General features: G+C 59.3%; 14 protein-coding genes. 8 read left to right on the forward strand and 6 right to left on the reverse strand.

The window, feature by feature from the left end; genetic code table 11:
- Positions 1-10 precede the first annotated feature (10 nt).
- A complete protein-coding gene (locus tag SIC14_RS17970; RefSeq protein ID WP_412563279.1) occupies positions 11-922 on the reverse strand; it encodes an MBL fold metallo-hydrolase in 912 nt (303 codons plus the stop codon).
- A gap of 76 nt (positions 923-998) precedes the next feature.
- Here SIC14_RS17970 and SIC14_RS17975 point away from each other — a divergent pair, with 76 nt between their 5' ends.
- Positions 999-2,297 (forward strand): ATP-binding protein, encoded by a 1,299-nt coding sequence (locus SIC14_RS17975; protein ID WP_412563280.1) that lies wholly within the window; start codon positions 999-1,001, stop codon positions 2,295-2,297.
- Between the two features lie 388 nt (positions 2,298-2,685).
- Here SIC14_RS17975 and SIC14_RS17980 read toward each other — a convergent pair whose 3' ends face one another.
- Positions 2,686-5,493, reverse strand: coding sequence for an ATP-binding protein (locus SIC14_RS17980; protein ID WP_412563281.1), 2,808 nt, complete (start codon positions 5,491-5,493; stop codon positions 2,686-2,688).
- Between the two features lie 562 nt (positions 5,494-6,055).
- Here SIC14_RS17980 and SIC14_RS17985 point away from each other — a divergent pair.
- Entirely contained in the window at positions 6,056-6,688 is a 633-nt protein-coding gene (locus tag SIC14_RS17985) for a LuxR C-terminal-related transcriptional regulator (RefSeq protein WP_412563282.1), read from the forward strand.
- 137 nt (positions 6,689-6,825) lie between these two features.
- Here the strand turns inward: SIC14_RS17985 and SIC14_RS17990 are convergent, their stop codons facing one another.
- Genes SIC14_RS17990 through flhA form a run of 3 tightly spaced genes read right to left on the reverse strand, consistent with a single transcriptional unit; the run spans position 6,826 to position 11,235 of the window.
- Positions 6,826-7,539, reverse strand: coding sequence for a sigma-70 family RNA polymerase sigma factor (locus SIC14_RS17990; protein WP_412563283.1), 714 nt, complete (start codon positions 7,537-7,539; stop codon positions 6,826-6,828).
- A gap of 22 nt (positions 7,540-7,561) precedes the next feature.
- Entirely contained in the window at positions 7,562-9,133 is a 1,572-nt protein-coding gene (locus tag SIC14_RS17995; protein ID WP_412563284.1) for a hypothetical protein, read from the reverse strand.
- A gap of 11 nt (positions 9,134-9,144) precedes the next feature.
- Positions 9,145-11,235: a flagellar biosynthesis protein FlhA gene (gene flhA, locus SIC14_RS18000; protein ID WP_412563285.1), complete on the reverse strand. Its 2,091-nt coding sequence runs from the start codon at positions 11,233-11,235 to the stop codon at positions 9,145-9,147.
- Positions 11,236-11,488: 253 nt separating this feature from the next.
- Between flhA and SIC14_RS18005 the strand changes: the two genes are divergently transcribed.
- From SIC14_RS18005 to SIC14_RS18025, 5 genes are read left to right on the forward strand one after another with little or no spacing between them, the layout of a single operon-like run.
- On the forward strand, positions 11,489-12,055 hold the full coding sequence (locus SIC14_RS18005; protein ID WP_412563286.1) for an LPP20 family lipoprotein: 567 nt from the start codon (positions 11,489-11,491) through the stop codon (positions 12,053-12,055).
- Positions 12,056-12,104: 49 nt separating this feature from the next.
- Positions 12,105-13,205 carry a hypothetical protein gene (locus tag SIC14_RS18010; RefSeq protein WP_412563287.1) on the forward strand — a complete coding sequence of 367 codons (1,101 nt, stop codon included), beginning with the start codon at positions 12,105-12,107 and terminating at the stop codon, positions 13,203-13,205.
- Positions 13,206-13,210: 5 nt separating this feature from the next.
- Positions 13,211-13,951 (forward strand): flagellar basal body P-ring formation chaperone FlgA, encoded by a 741-nt coding sequence (gene flgA / locus SIC14_RS18015; protein ID WP_412563288.1) that lies wholly within the window; start codon positions 13,211-13,213, stop codon positions 13,949-13,951.
- A gap of 57 nt (positions 13,952-14,008) precedes the next feature.
- Positions 14,009-14,314: a flagellar biosynthesis anti-sigma factor FlgM gene (gene flgM / locus SIC14_RS18020; RefSeq protein ID WP_412563289.1), complete on the forward strand. Its 306-nt coding sequence runs from the start codon at positions 14,009-14,011 to the stop codon at positions 14,312-14,314.
- A gap of 25 nt (positions 14,315-14,339) precedes the next feature.
- The gene (locus tag SIC14_RS18025) at positions 14,340-14,705 is read left to right on the forward strand and encodes a hypothetical protein (protein ID WP_412563290.1); all 366 of its coding nucleotides are present in this window, start codon (positions 14,340-14,342) and stop codon (positions 14,703-14,705) included.
- 172 nt (positions 14,706-14,877) lie between these two features.
- Here SIC14_RS18025 and SIC14_RS18030 read toward each other — a convergent pair whose 3' ends face one another.
- On the reverse strand, positions 14,878-15,462 hold the full coding sequence (locus SIC14_RS18030) for a hypothetical protein (RefSeq protein WP_412563291.1): 585 nt from the start codon (positions 15,460-15,462) through the stop codon (positions 14,878-14,880).
- 154 nt (positions 15,463-15,616) lie between these two features.
- Here SIC14_RS18030 and SIC14_RS18035 point away from each other — a divergent pair, with 154 nt between their 5' ends.
- A complete protein-coding gene (locus SIC14_RS18035; protein ID WP_412563292.1) occupies positions 15,617-16,360 on the forward strand; it encodes a hypothetical protein in 744 nt (247 codons plus the stop codon).
- Positions 16,361-16,402: the final 42 nt, after the last annotated feature.

A 16,402-nucleotide genomic window follows, 5' to 3' on the forward strand; every position in this document is an offset into this window, starting at 1 on the left:
TGTGGGTCTTTCAGATCAGATTGAAATGCGCCTTAAAAGACAGCGGATCCGCGCTGAAAATCTGGTTTTTCCCATATAGATCAACCAGATGGGCGAAAACATTACGTTCGGCAGCTGGCAGCAGTGCGGCAGGGGTTTCGGTGTAGATCTGCCGTGTGAGCGCCTGGGCATCTCCACCTGCCCCGTCCAGCGCTGCAAGGATCTGAGACTCGCGCCGACGGCGGTGTGTGAGCAGCCATTCCAGCCGCTCCTGTGGGACTTCTACTGGCGCACCGTGACCGGCGTGGAAGCGGCGCGCTGGACGTTTCGCCAGTTGCTCGCAGGAGGCCATGAAATCGGTCAAATCCCCATCCGGTGGCGAGACAAGCGACGAGGCCCAGCCCATCACCAGATCTCCGGTCAGGATCACATCCTCAAAAGCAAAGCTTAGGTGATTGCCAAAATGCCCCGGGGTCCACAGCGCCTCAAGCTGCCAGCCGTCGCCCTGGATCACCTCACCATCCGCAAGCGCCTGGTCGGGTTGGAACGCGGCATCGACACCTTCACCGCCGCCGGCAAGGCCAGTCTCTGCCAGTTGGTGCATCACCGCTGAACGCCCCGCCAGCGCATCACCGAACGCCAGAACTGGCGCACCGGTCATCTGCGACAGGCGCCGTGCCAGCGGCGAATGGTCCAGATGGGCATGGGTCACAAAGATATGGGATATCCGTTGCCCCTGCCCCACGGCCCGCAAGATCGCCTGCAGGTGGGCCTCATTTTCGGGTCCGGGATCGACCACAGCCAGGTCACCTTCACCGATCAGATAGGTGTTGGTGCCGCGATAGGTCATCGGCGACGGATTGGGAGCCAGAATACGGCGTAGCCCGGGCTCAAGGGGTTCAGCCACACCCACAGGGGCGTTGAAATCATCGGGTGCCTGCATCTTGGATCCTTCTGTCACCGTATGGGCCGGGGCCTCGGCTCTTTCTTCTCAGCGGCGCCATCGCTAGGGTGGCGCCATGATGTTCAAGTGGTTGAAACGCTATGTCCCGCGCGGGCTCTATTCAAGGGCTGCTCTGATCCTGATCTTGCCCGTTGTCACGCTGCAACTGGTGGTGACGGTTGTTTTTATTCAACGTCATTTTTCCGGTGTGACAACCCAGATGACCGAAACCACGGCGCGGGAAATTCAGCTCTTGGTTAACCTGCCGCTGGCCGAACGCGCGCCTCTGGCGGAGGCGCTGCAAATCGCCGTGCTGGATGTGCCGGTGGCAGAGGTGCCTGAAAAACACCAACGGCGCTGGTACGACCTGACCGGGTTGGTGGTGATTGACCGGCTGGAAAACAAACTGCCCGGTGTGATGGCGATCGATCTGCCTGACGATCACAATGTGCGCCTGTTTTTGCGCGATTCGGGCAATATCACCGCCCTGCATTTCGACCGGCAGCGGGTTTCGGCGACCAATGCGCACCAGTTGTTTGTGAACATGGTGTTCTTTGGCGGGCTGATGACCTTGATCGCCTACATCTATCTGCGCAATCAGTTGCGCCCGATCACCCGACTGGCGCAAGCAGCTGAGGCTTTTGGCAAAGGGCGGTCCATCGCCTATCGGCCGGCAGGTGCGCTGGAGGTGCGGGCGGCCGGTCATGCCTTTGTCGACATGCGTTCGCGGATTGAGCGTCATATCCAGCAGCGGACCCTGATGCTGTCTGGTGTGAGCCATGATCTGCGCACCCCGCTCACCCGGCTGAAGCTGGGCCTTGCCTTTATCGACAGCGAAGAGCGCGCGGCGATGGAGCAGGACGTGGACGACATGCAGAAGATGCTGGACGGGTTTCTCTCTTTCAGTCAGGGCGCTAGTGACGGGGATCCTGAACCCGTGGCTGTTTTGCCTATGGTGGAAAAGATCGTTGCAGACATGAAACGGGCCGAGGTTCTGGTATCCTTGGGCGAAATCGAGGGCGACCCCTCTGTTCAGGTGCCCTTGCGGCCCATGGCCATTCAACGGGCCATCACCAACCTTATTGAGAACGGGACGCGATATGGCACCCATGTACGGGTCTCGGCGCGGCTGAGTGACAGGTCCTTACGCATCCGGATTGAGGACGATGGCCCCGGCATCCCGCCAGAGCAGCGGCAAGACGCGCTGAAACCGTTCACGCGGCTTGATGCGGCCCGCAACCAGAACAAGGCCACCGGTGTTGGCCTGGGCCTTGCCATCGCCAATGACACAGCGCGGGCGCATGGTGGTGTTTTGCGCCTGGCACAAAGCGCTGACATGGGCGGGCTGCAGGTGGATCTGGTGATCGGGCTGTAATCGCCCAGCTTGGTTCGACCCTGCTGAACACACCCCGACGTATGGTCCAAGGCCCATGGTCCTTGTAAAACGCAATCGTGGGCTTGTTCGATCTTCTGAACAAACCCACGATTCGTTCTGTGTGAGTGGTGTCTTTGTGACCGCGTTCCAGCGCAATGCCCTTGGACCGTGGCTCTATCCCCAAAGCCTGGGATCCCCTTGAAACAGGTGATCCTTTCCGATCACGGGCACCGGCGAACGCGGTAGCACCTAAGACCTAAGTAGCATGGGAGTACGGCAGACTGAACTATCCGTCGGGTCACAAACGCTGACTCTTTCGGATAGTGTCGTAGCGTCGTGCGGCCTGTTTATATGGGCCTATCAGCGCAGGGTTGACCAGCGCCTTTTATTACCCAACCGCAGAACGCATAGCCACCATTGTGGCGCGAGTCAGCTCTGGCAGGCTGTCCGCCAGTGCATTGCATTTGTCGGTGTCGCTGGCATCAGCGGCATGGGTCATGTCCTGCAGCACTTCGTGGACCTTGGCAGCACCAATCACGGCCGCCCCACCGGCGCACCTATGCGCTTCGGCGCGGGCAGCGGCGTAGTCTCCCGCCGCAATTGCATCCCGGTAGACCGGCAGCATGGAATGCGCATCGCTTTCAAACTGGGCGACATAGCCGATCACCGATTCCCCGCCCAGCATGTCGATCAACCCGTCAAACACGTCTTTCTCAATCAGATCATCTGCCATGATATCTACTTCTTTTTGTTGTTCTGCTTGCTCGGGTGCGTTTTGACCTGACCCAGTCTCGGCCACAATGGGGGTTTCATCGGGCGCCTCGTCGGTCGCTGCCGAGGGTGCTGCGTCATTGCCTGCCTCTGGTTCAGGTACAGGATCAATTTTCGGCAAGGTTTCGACCATTGCAGCAGGTGCTTCGCCTGGGGCCTCAACCACAAACCGGCTGGTGTCGCCAGCGGGCTCCGCCGGTTCAGCAACCTCGGACGGTGCCGCATTGGGGATGGGCAGGATTGTACCTTGCGCGTTTTCTTTGGCCATATCGTCAAACAGCTGTTCCAACGTGGCCATCCGCAGCGGTTTGGTCAGCACCCGGTCCATGCCCGCGTCCAGGAACTCGCGCATATGTTCCGGCTGACTATGTGCAGTCACAGCGACGATCGGGCTATGCCGGCTTTTGCCAAACTGGCGCAGCATCCGCGTGGCGCCAACCCCGTCCAGCTTGGGCATCGAGATGTCCATCAGGATCAGGTCAAAGGCTTTTTCACGCCCCGCCGCCACACCTTCCAGCCCGTCCACGGCCTGGGTCACGTGATGACCTTTGGCCTGCAGCATATCGACCAGCATCTGCCGGTTAATCTCATTGTCCTCAACCACCAGCACATCCATCAAGCCGCCCTGATCCTCAGCCTCGGCCCCAAACGCCGTGTCGCTGCCGCGCACCGGACCGGTGTTGCCCTTGGGCCAGGTCACAATCAAAGAGAAGGTGCTGCCCTGCCCGGGCGCGCTTTCGACCTCGATACGGCCTTCCAGCAGATCGGCTGAGTGTTTTGCAATGCTCAGCCCAAGGCCGGTGCCGGAACGGAAATGCGAATAGGAATCCCGGATGGTTTCGAAGTTACGGAAGATCCGGTCCAGATCCTCCTCGTCAATGCCGATCCCGGTGTCTTTGACTTCCGCGACAAATTCGCAGCTGTCGCCACCTTCCAGGTCACGGGCGCGCAGATTCACCCGCACGTCCCCGTTGGAGGTGAATTTGACCGCGTTGGAGACAAAGTTATGCATGATCTGGCGGAACAGAATGGCCGAGCCGGTCACAAACAGGTTGTCGGGCACTGTGGTGTCAAACCGGACCGTATTGCCATTGAGACGCGCCTTGTTGGCAGAACCATCGACAATTTCACGCAACAGCGCAGAGGGTGCAAAGGGGCCTACATTGATGGCCGTGGTGGCCAGACTGTCGAGCCGCGTCAGCTCCAGCACGTTTTCCACCTGCTCCAAGGCTTCATCGCCACAGCGTTCAATGATCGCCGCCAGTTCATGCTGACGTTCGCTGAGCTCGGTGGTTTCGCGCATCAGGTCGAGACTTGCCAAGACCCCGTTCAGCGGCGTGCGCATCTCATGGCTCATCGCAGACAGGAAGCGCGACTTGGCCCGTTCCGCCTGCAAGGCCTCATTGCGGGCCTGCATCAGGTTCAGCTCGCGATCCGCCTGATCCGTCATATCGGCGACCGAGATCACATAGGCCGGCGCACCGTCCTGATCCCGCACAACCGAAAACCCGACATCCGCCGGGAAGGTGCTGCCGTCCGCACGCTGTCCGTTCAGCTCGACCCGGTAGTCATTTGCCGTGTTCGGGTCGGCGGCAATATCGCGGAGCGCTTGGGTAAATAGATCAAACTCGGAGCGGTCGTTCACAAAGTATTCAAAGATACGACGCCCCAGACTGTCGGCCTCTGACACGCCAAACATCGCTTCGGCCGACTTGCCCATGCCGATGACACTCAGGTCTTCCCGGGTCAGGAATACGGCGTCACGGGATGCTTCTACAATCGAGCGCAGATTGGTCATTGCCTGATTGAGCGCGCGGCTCTTGTTGCGCAGGGTGACCAGCATAAAGACGTTTACAATCAGCAGGCCAACCAACACGACCAGCACAATCACCCCGGATCGATAGACTGCAATCAAGGTTTGCTGGGCCGCAGACGCCACCTGATCGGTCTGCGCCACCTCATCCTGCATCAGCTCCTGCACCAGGATTTTGCGCAAAGTGGCGAGATTGGCTAGGTCAGTGTCCATTGCCGCAATCAGTTCGGCGCTTGGCAGATGATCACGCTCTTGCAGGCTGCTGTAGCGCTCAACAAATTCGTGCTGCGCACGGGTCAGACGTGCCACAACGGGGTTTTCGACCGCATAGCGCTCTGAAACCTCCATTGCATCAATAACTGCGATCTTTTCTTCGATCTCGCGCAGGCCCACGCCAACAACCGCCATCGCATTCCATTCAAGCCCGTCAGAGCGGGCCAGGCGCAGGGTTTCCTGAAGCCCCAGAAGGTCGACGTCCAGTTGTCCGGCGATCCATCGCTGGTAGGCGGCGCGTTCCGTGCGTTGGTCAAAGGCGGTGTTTACAGAGCTCAGCAAGTTGGACAGGAACACCAAAGAGACGGCCATGGCGACAACCAGGCCGGCCCAAAACATCCACAGCAACCTTTGCCGTGTGTTTTCGGAGGCATCATCCCTTTGCCCGAACATTCAGACCTCACCCTCAATGGCGTAAACGCCACTCTGAACACAAAACAGGAACCCGTCCCGATTCCTTACCGCGAAACAAAACCCGGTTGGCTACCTACGTAATCGCAACACATGCTAAAATTCGCAAATTTTCTGCACAGAATATCCTTTTCATGACACGATCCAGCAAAAATATCACGTTTTTCGCATCTGAATAGCATCTCCTTCGGCAATAAACACCTGTCAGGCGATTTTGCCTCAAAAGCACAGCTCATTCAGAACACGTTGCACGGTCTGGAATAGGTCATTCATTTCCCTAAGAAAATTGGTAGCCCTCTGCCCGCTGTCAAACAATACACCCTTCAGTCTACTCATACATACTAAAGTATGGTATTAACGACCTAGGCGCTTGTGTTGTGATCGTCTTGTTGATCTAATCTGAAATAAAGGCTTAAGAAAAATCCCCTTTGGCCGTTCTACTAGCTGAGTAAAACAGTTTGAGACGTCCGAAGGTAAAAGAGGGTACGTTATGACCGACACCAGCGGAAAGATCCGCGTTCTGATCGCGGATGACCACGGGATGATTTTGGACGTTCTGTCCATGTTCCTGGCCACCCAACCTGACATGCATGTCACCACCACCACCGATCTCGATGGTGCGCTCTCGGCGATCACGGCAAATGGCGGTTATGATGTTGTCCTGCTGGACTACAACATGCCCGGCATGAACGGGACGCAGGGCCTTGTGCGCGCTATCCAGCTCAACAAGAAAAACCCGGTCGCCATCCTGACCGGCACGCCGACCAAGCGTATTCTGGATGAATCGCTGGCCAAAGGGGCCGCCGGTCTGGTGCCAAAAACGATGCCAGCCAAAAGCCTCGCCATCGCGATCCGCCTTATGCATGTTGGTGAAACCTACGTGCCGCTGGATCTGATGCGCGAAGAAGCGTCGGACGGTGGCGAAGGTGTTGGGAAGCTGAGCGCCCGCGAGAAAACGGTTCTGGAATGCCTTGGCGAAGGCAAGCAGAACAAAGAGATCGCAAACTCGCTGCAGCTGTCGGAAGCCACCATCAAGATGCATGTGAAATCGATCTGCAAAAAGCTGGGTGCCAACAACCGCACCCACGCTGTGATCACCGCCCGCGATCAGGGCCTGCTGTGATCTGAATGCCCGCGCTGCGGCGCTGACCACGAAAAAGGGGCTGCGTTTCCATCGAAACGCGGCCCTTTTTCTATGCAGCTGAGAGGTCTTGTTGGCCGGAAGCAGATCCAAGCCGGTGGTGAGGGAACGCATGGGGGTTAGAACGACCCTTTCATGCGGTCCCGCAGACGGCCAATGGCCGCTTTTTTGATCTGGGACACCCGCCCCGTGGTCACCCCCATGATGGCGGCCACCTCGTAGATGTTCATCTCTTCCACGTAGTAAAGTTGTAGAACCAGAGCTTCCCGTTCGGGCAGTTCTGACACCGCCTGCCGCATGATCCCGCGGATCTGCTGATGCTGGGTGGCATCCTCAGGGCTGACCGTGTTGTCCTCAAACAGGGCCGAGTGGTCTGAATAGACCTCATCCAGCGACTGGGTTTTGTTGGCCTGGAACCGTGCCTCCCAATGGAGGTAGTCCTCGGTCGACATTTCCAGCTCTGCCGCCATTTCCTCGGGCGTAGGTGCGCGGTGCAATCGTTGGCTCAGCGTGCGTTCTGCGGCGCGGGCCTTCTGTTGCATGGAAATGGTGCTGCGGCAAAGGTTCGAGTTCCGCCGGAGCAGGTCCACAATCGCCCCACGCACACGGATCGCAGCATAGGCGGAGAAACTCACACCTTCCTGCGGCGTATAGCGCCGAGCAGCGTCAATCAGGCCAAGATACCCCGCCTGTAAGAGGTCGTCGATTTCGGCAAACTGTCCAACCCGCCCCATGAAGTGCCAAGCCAGCTTGCGAACGAGCGGCATATGCTCTTTCACAAGTGTGTCCGGGTCCTTCTTGGTTTGGGCGGCATAGCCCTTCTGCGCAATCATAACCGTTCCTCACTCAAACTCATTACTGCACCGGCAACGCAGGGCCGCCGAGCAGCTCTGCCACAGTGGCCGGGGCGGCGGGGGCATCTGCGGCGTCAACGTTTTCCGTTGGCACCCAGTCCCGCATCCAATCGGACACAATGACCTCGTCAGCCTGGGTCAGATTGTCGAGAACTTCCTCGCCGTCACTGGTCCAGGCCACCTGTTTGTTAAATTGCAAAAGACATGCCAGCAGGCCGGAAGACACCGGCGCATATTTTGTGGTCGAGAGCAGAATCTGCACGTCCATCTCGGACCAGATGCTCAGCATATTGGCCGCCAGATCGCGCCCGTAGAAACTGGGCAGGACAAACAGGCCTTTGTCACCGTCGTGTTGGAATTTCTCCGCATAATCGCGGGCTTTTTCGGGATCATCCGGCAACAGAATGATCTGCGATCCCGGCACATTGTCCGGCAGGTTGCGGCCGACGGTTTCGTCAACCAGCATCACGGTCAGCCCCAGAAGTTCAGCTTTGGACGCCAGGAAGGCCGCATCTGCGCGCGCTTCCGACCCCATCACATAGAACGAAGGCTTGGCTTCACCGGCATCCAGTTTGCGGATCGCAACCCGCACGGCAGCCAGGGCTTTCTGGCGCATGTCGGGACCCGCGATAAAGAACCGCCCTGCCCCCAGAGGTTCCACTGACCGCTCGGGCAGCAGGCTGGAAACAATGGCTTTGGTCAGGCCAATCAGATTGCCCGAGCGATCCAGATGCGCCAGATCCTCGCGGATGGCGGACACCACATTGGCAGGCAGAACCGGCGTGGGAATGTCAAAACCGCCCAGACCCGTGACACGCGGTGCATATTCCAGCCCATCATCGGGCAGCGGCGCAGCGACCACCGGGGCAACCGGGGTGCGATCCGATGCGGGGGCATGGGTTGGCCTAGGCGTGTCCTGAATTTTCACATCATCGCCACGGGCGCTGAGGAACGCCGGGCGTTTGCCCGGTGTTTCGGTCACAGGCGCGGCCTCAGGCGCTGCCTCAGTTGCTGGCGCCGTTTCGACCGAACGTTCAGCCTGCAGAGCTTTTTCAACAGCGGCTTCAATCTCGGCCTTTTTGGCCTCTTCGGCGCGGCGGGCGGCGGCGCGTTCGGTGATGGCCTGCACGGCGGCGGCATCTTCGGACAGATCCGCCTGCACACCGTCCTCTTCCAGACGGCGTTTCAACAACGCTTCAAACGTCGCCGGCGAGGTCATGCCAACGGGCGAGTCCGAGGCAACGTCTTCCGGCTTATGCGCTGCTGCTGGCTTTGGGGTGGGTTTTGCGGCTTTCGCAGGTTGGCGCGCTGCAATTTCTTTCTGCTGCCCCGAGGCAAAGGGAGACGCCGAAAGCGCCTCTTTCAGGCGATCGGCAATGCCGGGGGCCTCTTTGGCGGGCGGTGGGGCCAGCGGGGCCTCCTCTGCCATTTCGCCTTCGACCATAGCAACGATTTCGAACTGACCGTTCTTGCGCGAGGAGGACATGATCAAGGCGTCTGGACCCAGCTGTCGCACAACCTCTTCCATGGCCTGAGCACTGTCAGCGGCGCGGATGGTGATTGATTTGGTCATGAGATCCTCTCCTATTGATCCATGTTCGGTACGGCGTCATGGCCACCAATGGTGCTCACAACTTCGATGCGGCGGCCCTCGGGCAGCTCGTCCAGGCCCAGAACAACTGTCTCGAGCCCATGCATACGGATGAAACCAGCCAGGGCACGGCGCAGGCCCGTGGCAACGATGATGATCGGGTGACGGCCCTCGCCGGACAGCTGTTCGCCAATCTCGGTCAGACCGGTCACAATTTTCTCAGCCAGCGCGTTGTCCACCATCAGGGCGGTGCCACCCTGCGGGATCGACCGCATCAGCATCTGCTCCAGATCGGGGCTGAGGGTGATCAGCGGCAGCGGCTGGCTCAGCGGCACAATCTGCTGCAGCATCTGCGGCACCAGCGCCGGACGCAGGCGTTCAGCCATTTCCATCGGGGCCAGACCCAGCGCCGAGATATCGGCCATGCCTTCCAGAATGCGGCGCAGATCACCCACCGGAATACGTTCCATCAACAGGAAGCGCAGCACCGAGGTCAACACATGCAGCGGCACCAATTTCGGCACAACGGTTTCCACCAAGGTCGGGCTGCTCTTTTCAAGGATGTTCAGCAGGGTCTGCACATCATCGGGACCAATCAGCTTGTCCGCGTGCTGATAGAGCAGCTGGCTCAAGTGTGTGGCGACAACCGCTTCGGGTTCGACCACAACATAATCGTCGGCTTCTGCTTCGGCCTGCTGGTGGGGCTGGATCCAGACCGCATCCATGCCAAAGCTGGGGTCGGTACATTCGATCCCCTTCAGCTTGCGGCGCGACATGCCACCGGGCAGCGCCAGTTTGCGGTCGGGGTAGACGGCGTCTTCGCCAACAATCGCCTGACCAATGCGCAGACGGTACTGGTTGGCCTCTAGGTTCAGATCGTCACGGATCCGCACACCCGGCACCACAAAGCCCATCGCGCGGGACGCATCGCGGCGCACGCCAGTGATCGAGGAGACCAGCGGGCTGGCTTCGCCGCCATCGATCAGCGGGATCAGGCCATAGCCGATCTGGATCGAAACAGGGGCGTAGTCGGTGATGTCATCAGCGGTGATGGTGGCGGAGGGCTTGTCGGCCTCTTCCTTCTGCTGCTGCACCGCTTGTTTCTCTTCTGCCTTCTCCGTTTCGGCTTTGCGGGCATCGCGCTGCTTTGAGAAATAGGCCGCCCCACCCGCCGCAGCTGCGGCCATGAGGAAAATCAGGTTCGGCATGCCGGGGACAAGCCCCAGAATAGCCATCACAGCAGCAACCGGCACCCAGGCGCGGCTGATGTTCATCTGCTCACCGATATGGGCTGCCATATCCTGAGTCGAGCTGACGCGGGTCACGATGATCGCGGTGGCAATCGACAGCAGAAGCGACGGGATCTGTGCAACAAGACCATCTCCGATCGACAGCAGAACATAGGCCTGCGCCGCATCGCCCACCGCCATAGAATACTGTGCCACGCCGATGATGATGCCGCCGATGATGTTCGCCGCCAGAATCAGAATGCCGGCAACCGCGTCGCCTTTTACAAACTTCGACGCACCATCCATGGCGCCGTAGAAATCCGCCTCGGACGCCACTTCGGCGCGACGTTCGCGGGCTTCGTCATTGGTCAGAATACCGGCATTGAGGTCGGCGTCGATCGCCATCTGTTTGCCCGGCAAAGCATCCAGGGTGAAACGGGCCGAAACCTCGGACACACGGCCCGCACCTTTGGTAATTACTACAAGGTTGATGATCATCAGGATGGCAAAGACCACGATCCCAACCGCAAAGTTGCCGCCGATCACAAAGTTGCCAAAGGCTTCAATCACCTTGCCAGCGGCCCCTGCCCCGTTGTGGCCCTCGGTAAGAACAATCCGGGTCGAGGCGACGTTCAGCGCCAGCCGCAGAACGGTGGCAATCAGCAGAACACTGGGGAACGAGGAGAAGTCCATCGGACGGTAGCTGTGCAGCGAAACCATCAGAACCAGCAGCGCCAGCAGGATGTTAAAGACAAAGAAGATGTCCAGCAGCGCCACCGGCAGCGGCAGAACCATCATGGCCACAACGGCCAGAATGCCAAAGGGCAAGGTCATGCCGCCGAAGCGGGTCATCATTGCCTGGGCGCCTCCACCCTGTCCGGCTCCTTGATTGGCGTTGGTCACTGCCATCTTGCTCTGACACCTTATTTTGCTGTTTCTCACCCCGTTTTGGCGGGGCCATTCAGGGAAGAAATCTGCAAGGCGCGTGCCAGCCTCCTAAGGGGCAGTGATTTTATTTCGCGCGTATGAGGGCGGGTTTGGCACGGCCATTGCAGACAACCGACCAAATGTTTCACCGCCCAATGTTTCACCGATGGAGACAGCGACCATGATCCGCATACCCAAACCCCTACCGCTCGTCGGTACTGCCCTGACCCTCAGCATGTTGGTCTCGGCCTGTGTCAAAGCGCCAATGCGCGCGGTGCAGGCCCTGCCGCAAGAACCGGGCCAGGAAACCGCCGCATTGGCGGTGACCAAAGACAACCTCGACGTTCTGTCGGGTGAAAAGAAAGCTCCCATGCTGGCGCTTGGAAATTCTAGCCTGCTGTCGCCAAAACCCGAACCGGTGCAGATCACCGGGGTTGGCTACAGCCAGATCGGGGCGCAGCCCGGCAAAACGCTGAACGAACGACGCCTGATGGCGATGCGTGCCGCGCGGATGGAAGCCATGCGTGACCTGACCGAGCAAATCCACGGGTTGCAGATGAACTCGGACACCACGCTGCGCGACAGTGTGATCCGTTCGGACAATCTGCGGGCTGTTGTTGACGGGGAAATCCGAGGCGCCAAAACCGTGCGGATTGTGCCCAAGGGCAAGGACAGCTTCCAGGTCATTCTGGCGCTGGATCCCGACACCGTGTCCTACATCCTTCGGGCGGCGCGCGGTCAGGTCTGATCGCCCCGCCCTACTCTGCCCCCCCCCCTTCTTTGATCGGAGTTCCGCCATGCCCCGCGCCCGCCTCTCGCTGATCCTTGCCACATTGGTTGCCCTTGCCCTGCCGCTTTCGGCGCAGGCGCAGGCAGTCTGGGTGGAGGTCATCGGCCACGCGGTTGCCAACGGCAGCAAGGACAAGCCAGGCGCGCGCCGCCGGGCCTTGGCGGATGCGCTGATCTCGGCCGGAATGGCGGGCGGGGTGCAGATGAAAGGCCACACTGTTGTGGACAAGGGGCGTGTGGTCCGTGACCTGACCATGATGCGGGCTGCAGGCCGTGTTCTGCGCTATGACCGGCTGGGCGAGGTCTGGTCGGGCAGCACAATCCAAGTGCGACTTCGCGCCTTAGTTGCGCCGCTGGAGGGCCCGGCCTGCGGCACCCGTCGCAACATCGTTCTGGTGGCAATGGCACCGGATATCCGCACCTCTGCGTCGGCGCCCGCCTGGGCCTCGCAATTGGGCGCTGAGCTTTACAATGACGCTATGGCGCGGGTCAGTCGCCATGATGCGGTGACCGTCAAACATGTGATGGGTATGGGCCAGACCCCAGTTTCACCAAAGAAAATCACCTCGTTTGACTATACCGCCCTGACCCGTGGGCATATCCATACCCACCCCGGCGACACCCAGCTGATCACCTATTTCGATGTCGACACCGAGGTCATAAAGGGGCGCGAACATCTGGTCCTGCGGGCTCGTCTGCAACTGATCGAAGGCACCGGCCAACGCACGGAACGGGAACTGTCCAACGCCGTGAAGCTGCCCGGTCGCGGCCCAATGACCAACGCCATAGGCAAACGACGCCACAAGCTAAAGGCGAGCCTTGAAGAAGGCTTTACCGAAATTCTAGAAGGCCTGATGGATCTGGCCACCTGCACCCCTGTTGCCGCCCATGTCGCCCGTTCAGGTAAGACATTGAGTGTGCCCGTAGGACGCGCGCAGGGCCTCAGCCGCTCAGCGCTGGCCTTCACCGAAAACCCAGCCTCTGACTTTGAAGCGCTGGAAATTGTGAAACTGCAGGGCAACCGCGCCATCTTGCGTCCGGTGGACCCCGCGACACCTCTGTCGGTGTTTGACGGTCGGATTGTCCGCTTCGTCGACTCCGGGAGCTGAACCCGATGAAGATCTTACGCCCCCTTCCCTTGCTGCTGGCGCTGGCCCTCTCGCCGCTCAGCACGCAGGCCACCACAGCCCCGGATAACCCGTATCAAGACGGGATCAGCGGCGTGGAACTGCGGACATTGATCCAGGACGCCATGAGCGCGGCACGGATTTCCGGCCAGATCTCGATCTCAGGCAACCGCGCCTATCCCCCCTGTTCGCAGCCGCCCAGCATCCAGCCACAAAAGGGCAAATGGGCAATGCTGAAAGTGACCTGCTCCGGCAAACGCAGCTGGACCAGACATATCCGCACCTCGATCAAACCGGGCAACGTTGTGCCGCGCAAGGCCAGGGTCAAAGAAGACAGCGGTCCAATGGTGGTGGTGCTGAACAAGAGCATCAAGAAGGGCACGGTCATCACCGCAGCCGACATTCAGATGCGCCCCGTCAGCGCCACATCTGCCCAGGGCAGTTTTACCAATCCGGCCCATGTGATTGGGCAAAGATTATCGAAAAATTTAAGCGAAGGCCGCGCCATTCAGGCACGCCATTTGCAAAAAAACTACATGATCGGTCGCGACATGCCTGTGGCGATCCAATTTTCGGGCAGTGGCCTGTCAATCTCGACCCCAGGAATCTCGTTAGAAGACGGGGAGTTAGGGGACTATATCGAGGTCAGGAACCTGTCCAGCGGGACCGTGTTAAAAGGAATGATTACGGGGCCGCAAAAAATCACCGTTCGGGCTAAAACTCACTGAGCCTACGTCGTTTATAATATCGTGAAATGATACGTTTCAGATAGGAGAGAGAGAGCTATGGTCGATCCGATCAAAATATCGTCCAATGCCTCAGCAGCACGTTCCGTAACGACGAGCACAAATTCGGCTCGGGCGCAAACTGCCGCGCCTGCCAAAGCCGGAGCTGTTGCGGGGGCAAAGACAGACGCAGTGTCGCTGAGCGCGACGGCCAGCCAGATGCCAGATGAGCTGAAGGCAGGACCGCCGTTTGACACCGAAGCGGTGAACAGCATCAAAAACAAACTGGCCGATGGGAACTACCCCGTCGATGTCGACAAGATCACCGACAGTCTGTTCCAGGGCTACCTGGAATTGGCCGGTTAATAAAATACAACGTAGGGGCTGACGTATGACCACCGTCCAACTGATCCACCTGGCTGCAAGCGCATTGCTTCTGGGCGCCGCATTCACCTTGGTGATGCACCGCATGAAGCTGCGCAAGGCTTTCGCAAGCCGCAAACAGGAGACCGCTGAATTGCTCGATTCCCTTGAGGAACGTCTGGAAGCCCAGATGAAAGCGCAGACCGTGCTGATGAGCGAGCAGAACAAGAAGATGTCCAAAATCGCCACCCAGGTGTCGACGCTGGCAGATGAGCGGTTGGTGGAGCAGGCGATTTCGATCGCCAAGATGGGCGGGGATCCCGAACACATCAGCACCGCCGTGGGACTGTCCATCGACGAAGCCCGCACCTTGCACCGCTTCCGCCAGAACTAAGTAGCGGTTCAATTCGGGGACAAATGAACAAAGGCCGGCATTGCCGGCCTTTTGTTTTGTTTGCAGTCTGCCCCGCCATGCCGCAGCCCCCCAAAGCCGAAGATCCCAAAGCCGAAGACAAAGAAAAACCGGGCCCAGGCCCGGTTTTGTTCGCTGTCGCGATCAGAGACGATCACATAATCGGCGTCACCTGTGCCCCGGCCGCAAGACGTAAGGCCCAGGCCTCTACATCATCTTCGAACACTTTGTGGATCGAGGGGCTGAAGCGCAGCAAGGCGGCAATCGCCAGTTCGCGCTTGTCTTCAAACTCTGCCATCAGGCCTTTGTCGACCTCGGACCAGTTGGTTTCCGGCAGGCGCACCTGCGCGCGGCTGCCATCTGAAGAAAAGCGCAGATCCCAGTCAAAGCCAAACAAGGTCAGAGAGACCATATTGCCGGGGTTAAACGAGCCGGAGCGGCGGATCATATGCATGCCCACATAGTCATGCAGCGCGTCACTGGAGTTGCGCAGAACCTCTGCGGCCACCGGACGCCAGCCCTGATCCACGTTGTTCTTGAGCGCTTTCCACGGGGTGATTTCATCAGGCCGGAAAGCAATCACTTCCCGCGTTTCATCCTCAACCTCGATCTGTCCGGGTTTGACGGTGCCAATCTCAAAACTTGCTTCGCCAATGGCCAGCCGCGCGAAGGGTGCAACGTCCAAAATAGGCATTGCAGGCACCGCCGCATCGTTAAAAGTCGGCTCATGTACGCTCATCGTAAACTCCTTAAAGGATGTACTCGTCTCTTGAACTCTCCAACGACGCAAACGGGCCAGTTTTTACCCATTGGCCGGGAAAACTCCGACCCAGAGCGCAGGGAAATGGCACGGAAGATGCACTTCTATCAGCAAGAGATTACGGAGTGGTTGCATGAGCACCGAAAGCCCAGACATTCAGGAGGCGATTAAAATCGCCCTCGCCTCAGCTGATACCGCCGGTGATGCGGCTGTTATGGCTGAGAAACAAGCCAATTCCATGTCCAACAAGGCCGAATGGGTCGACCGCAAGCTGGTGCCCTTTGGCATCGGGGGACTGGTGGCCGTGACGCTCTGCGCCGGTCTGAGCGGTTTGGTTTACTTCCGCACCCTCAGCGATCTGCGCACCGCGAGGGACACCCATGTCGAAGCGCTGCACCTGTTTTCCCAGCATGTCACCACGTTGCAGGAAACCGTGGCCAAGGCAGAGATGATGATTGAATCTCAAGCCGGCGAAAAGGTCGAACTTGCTGCCGCTCTAGACGGGATCACCAAGCGGATCGCCACGATGGAAGGGCAGATCAAGGAAAGCTCTGACGTCACAATGGCGGCGCTTGGCACCGGCCCCGATGGCTTTGCGGCCCGTCTGGCAGAAACGATGGACCCGCGGGTGGACGCCATTCGCGATGAGGTGATGGGTGGCATGTCCGACCTGCATCTGGCGCTCAGCCAGAAACTATCGGCGCTGGCCAACCAGTTGACGGCCGCAGCCGCCAAACCCAAGGCCCAGACCTTTGCGGACGCCAAGGAAAAGACCAAACCGACGCCGAAACCACGCACCGCCAGCAAACCAAAGGCGCGGCCTTCTACCACGAAGAAAACCTCTTCGAACGCGTCGAACCCCTTCAGCTTCCCCTAATCTGAGGCTCAGCCAGCATTATGATGAACCTGCGCACCCCGG

The sequence above is a fragment of the Thalassobius sp. MITS945101 genome (assembly GCF_047123305.1).
GTDB lineage: Bacteria > Pseudomonadota > Alphaproteobacteria > Rhodobacterales > Rhodobacteraceae > Thalassobius.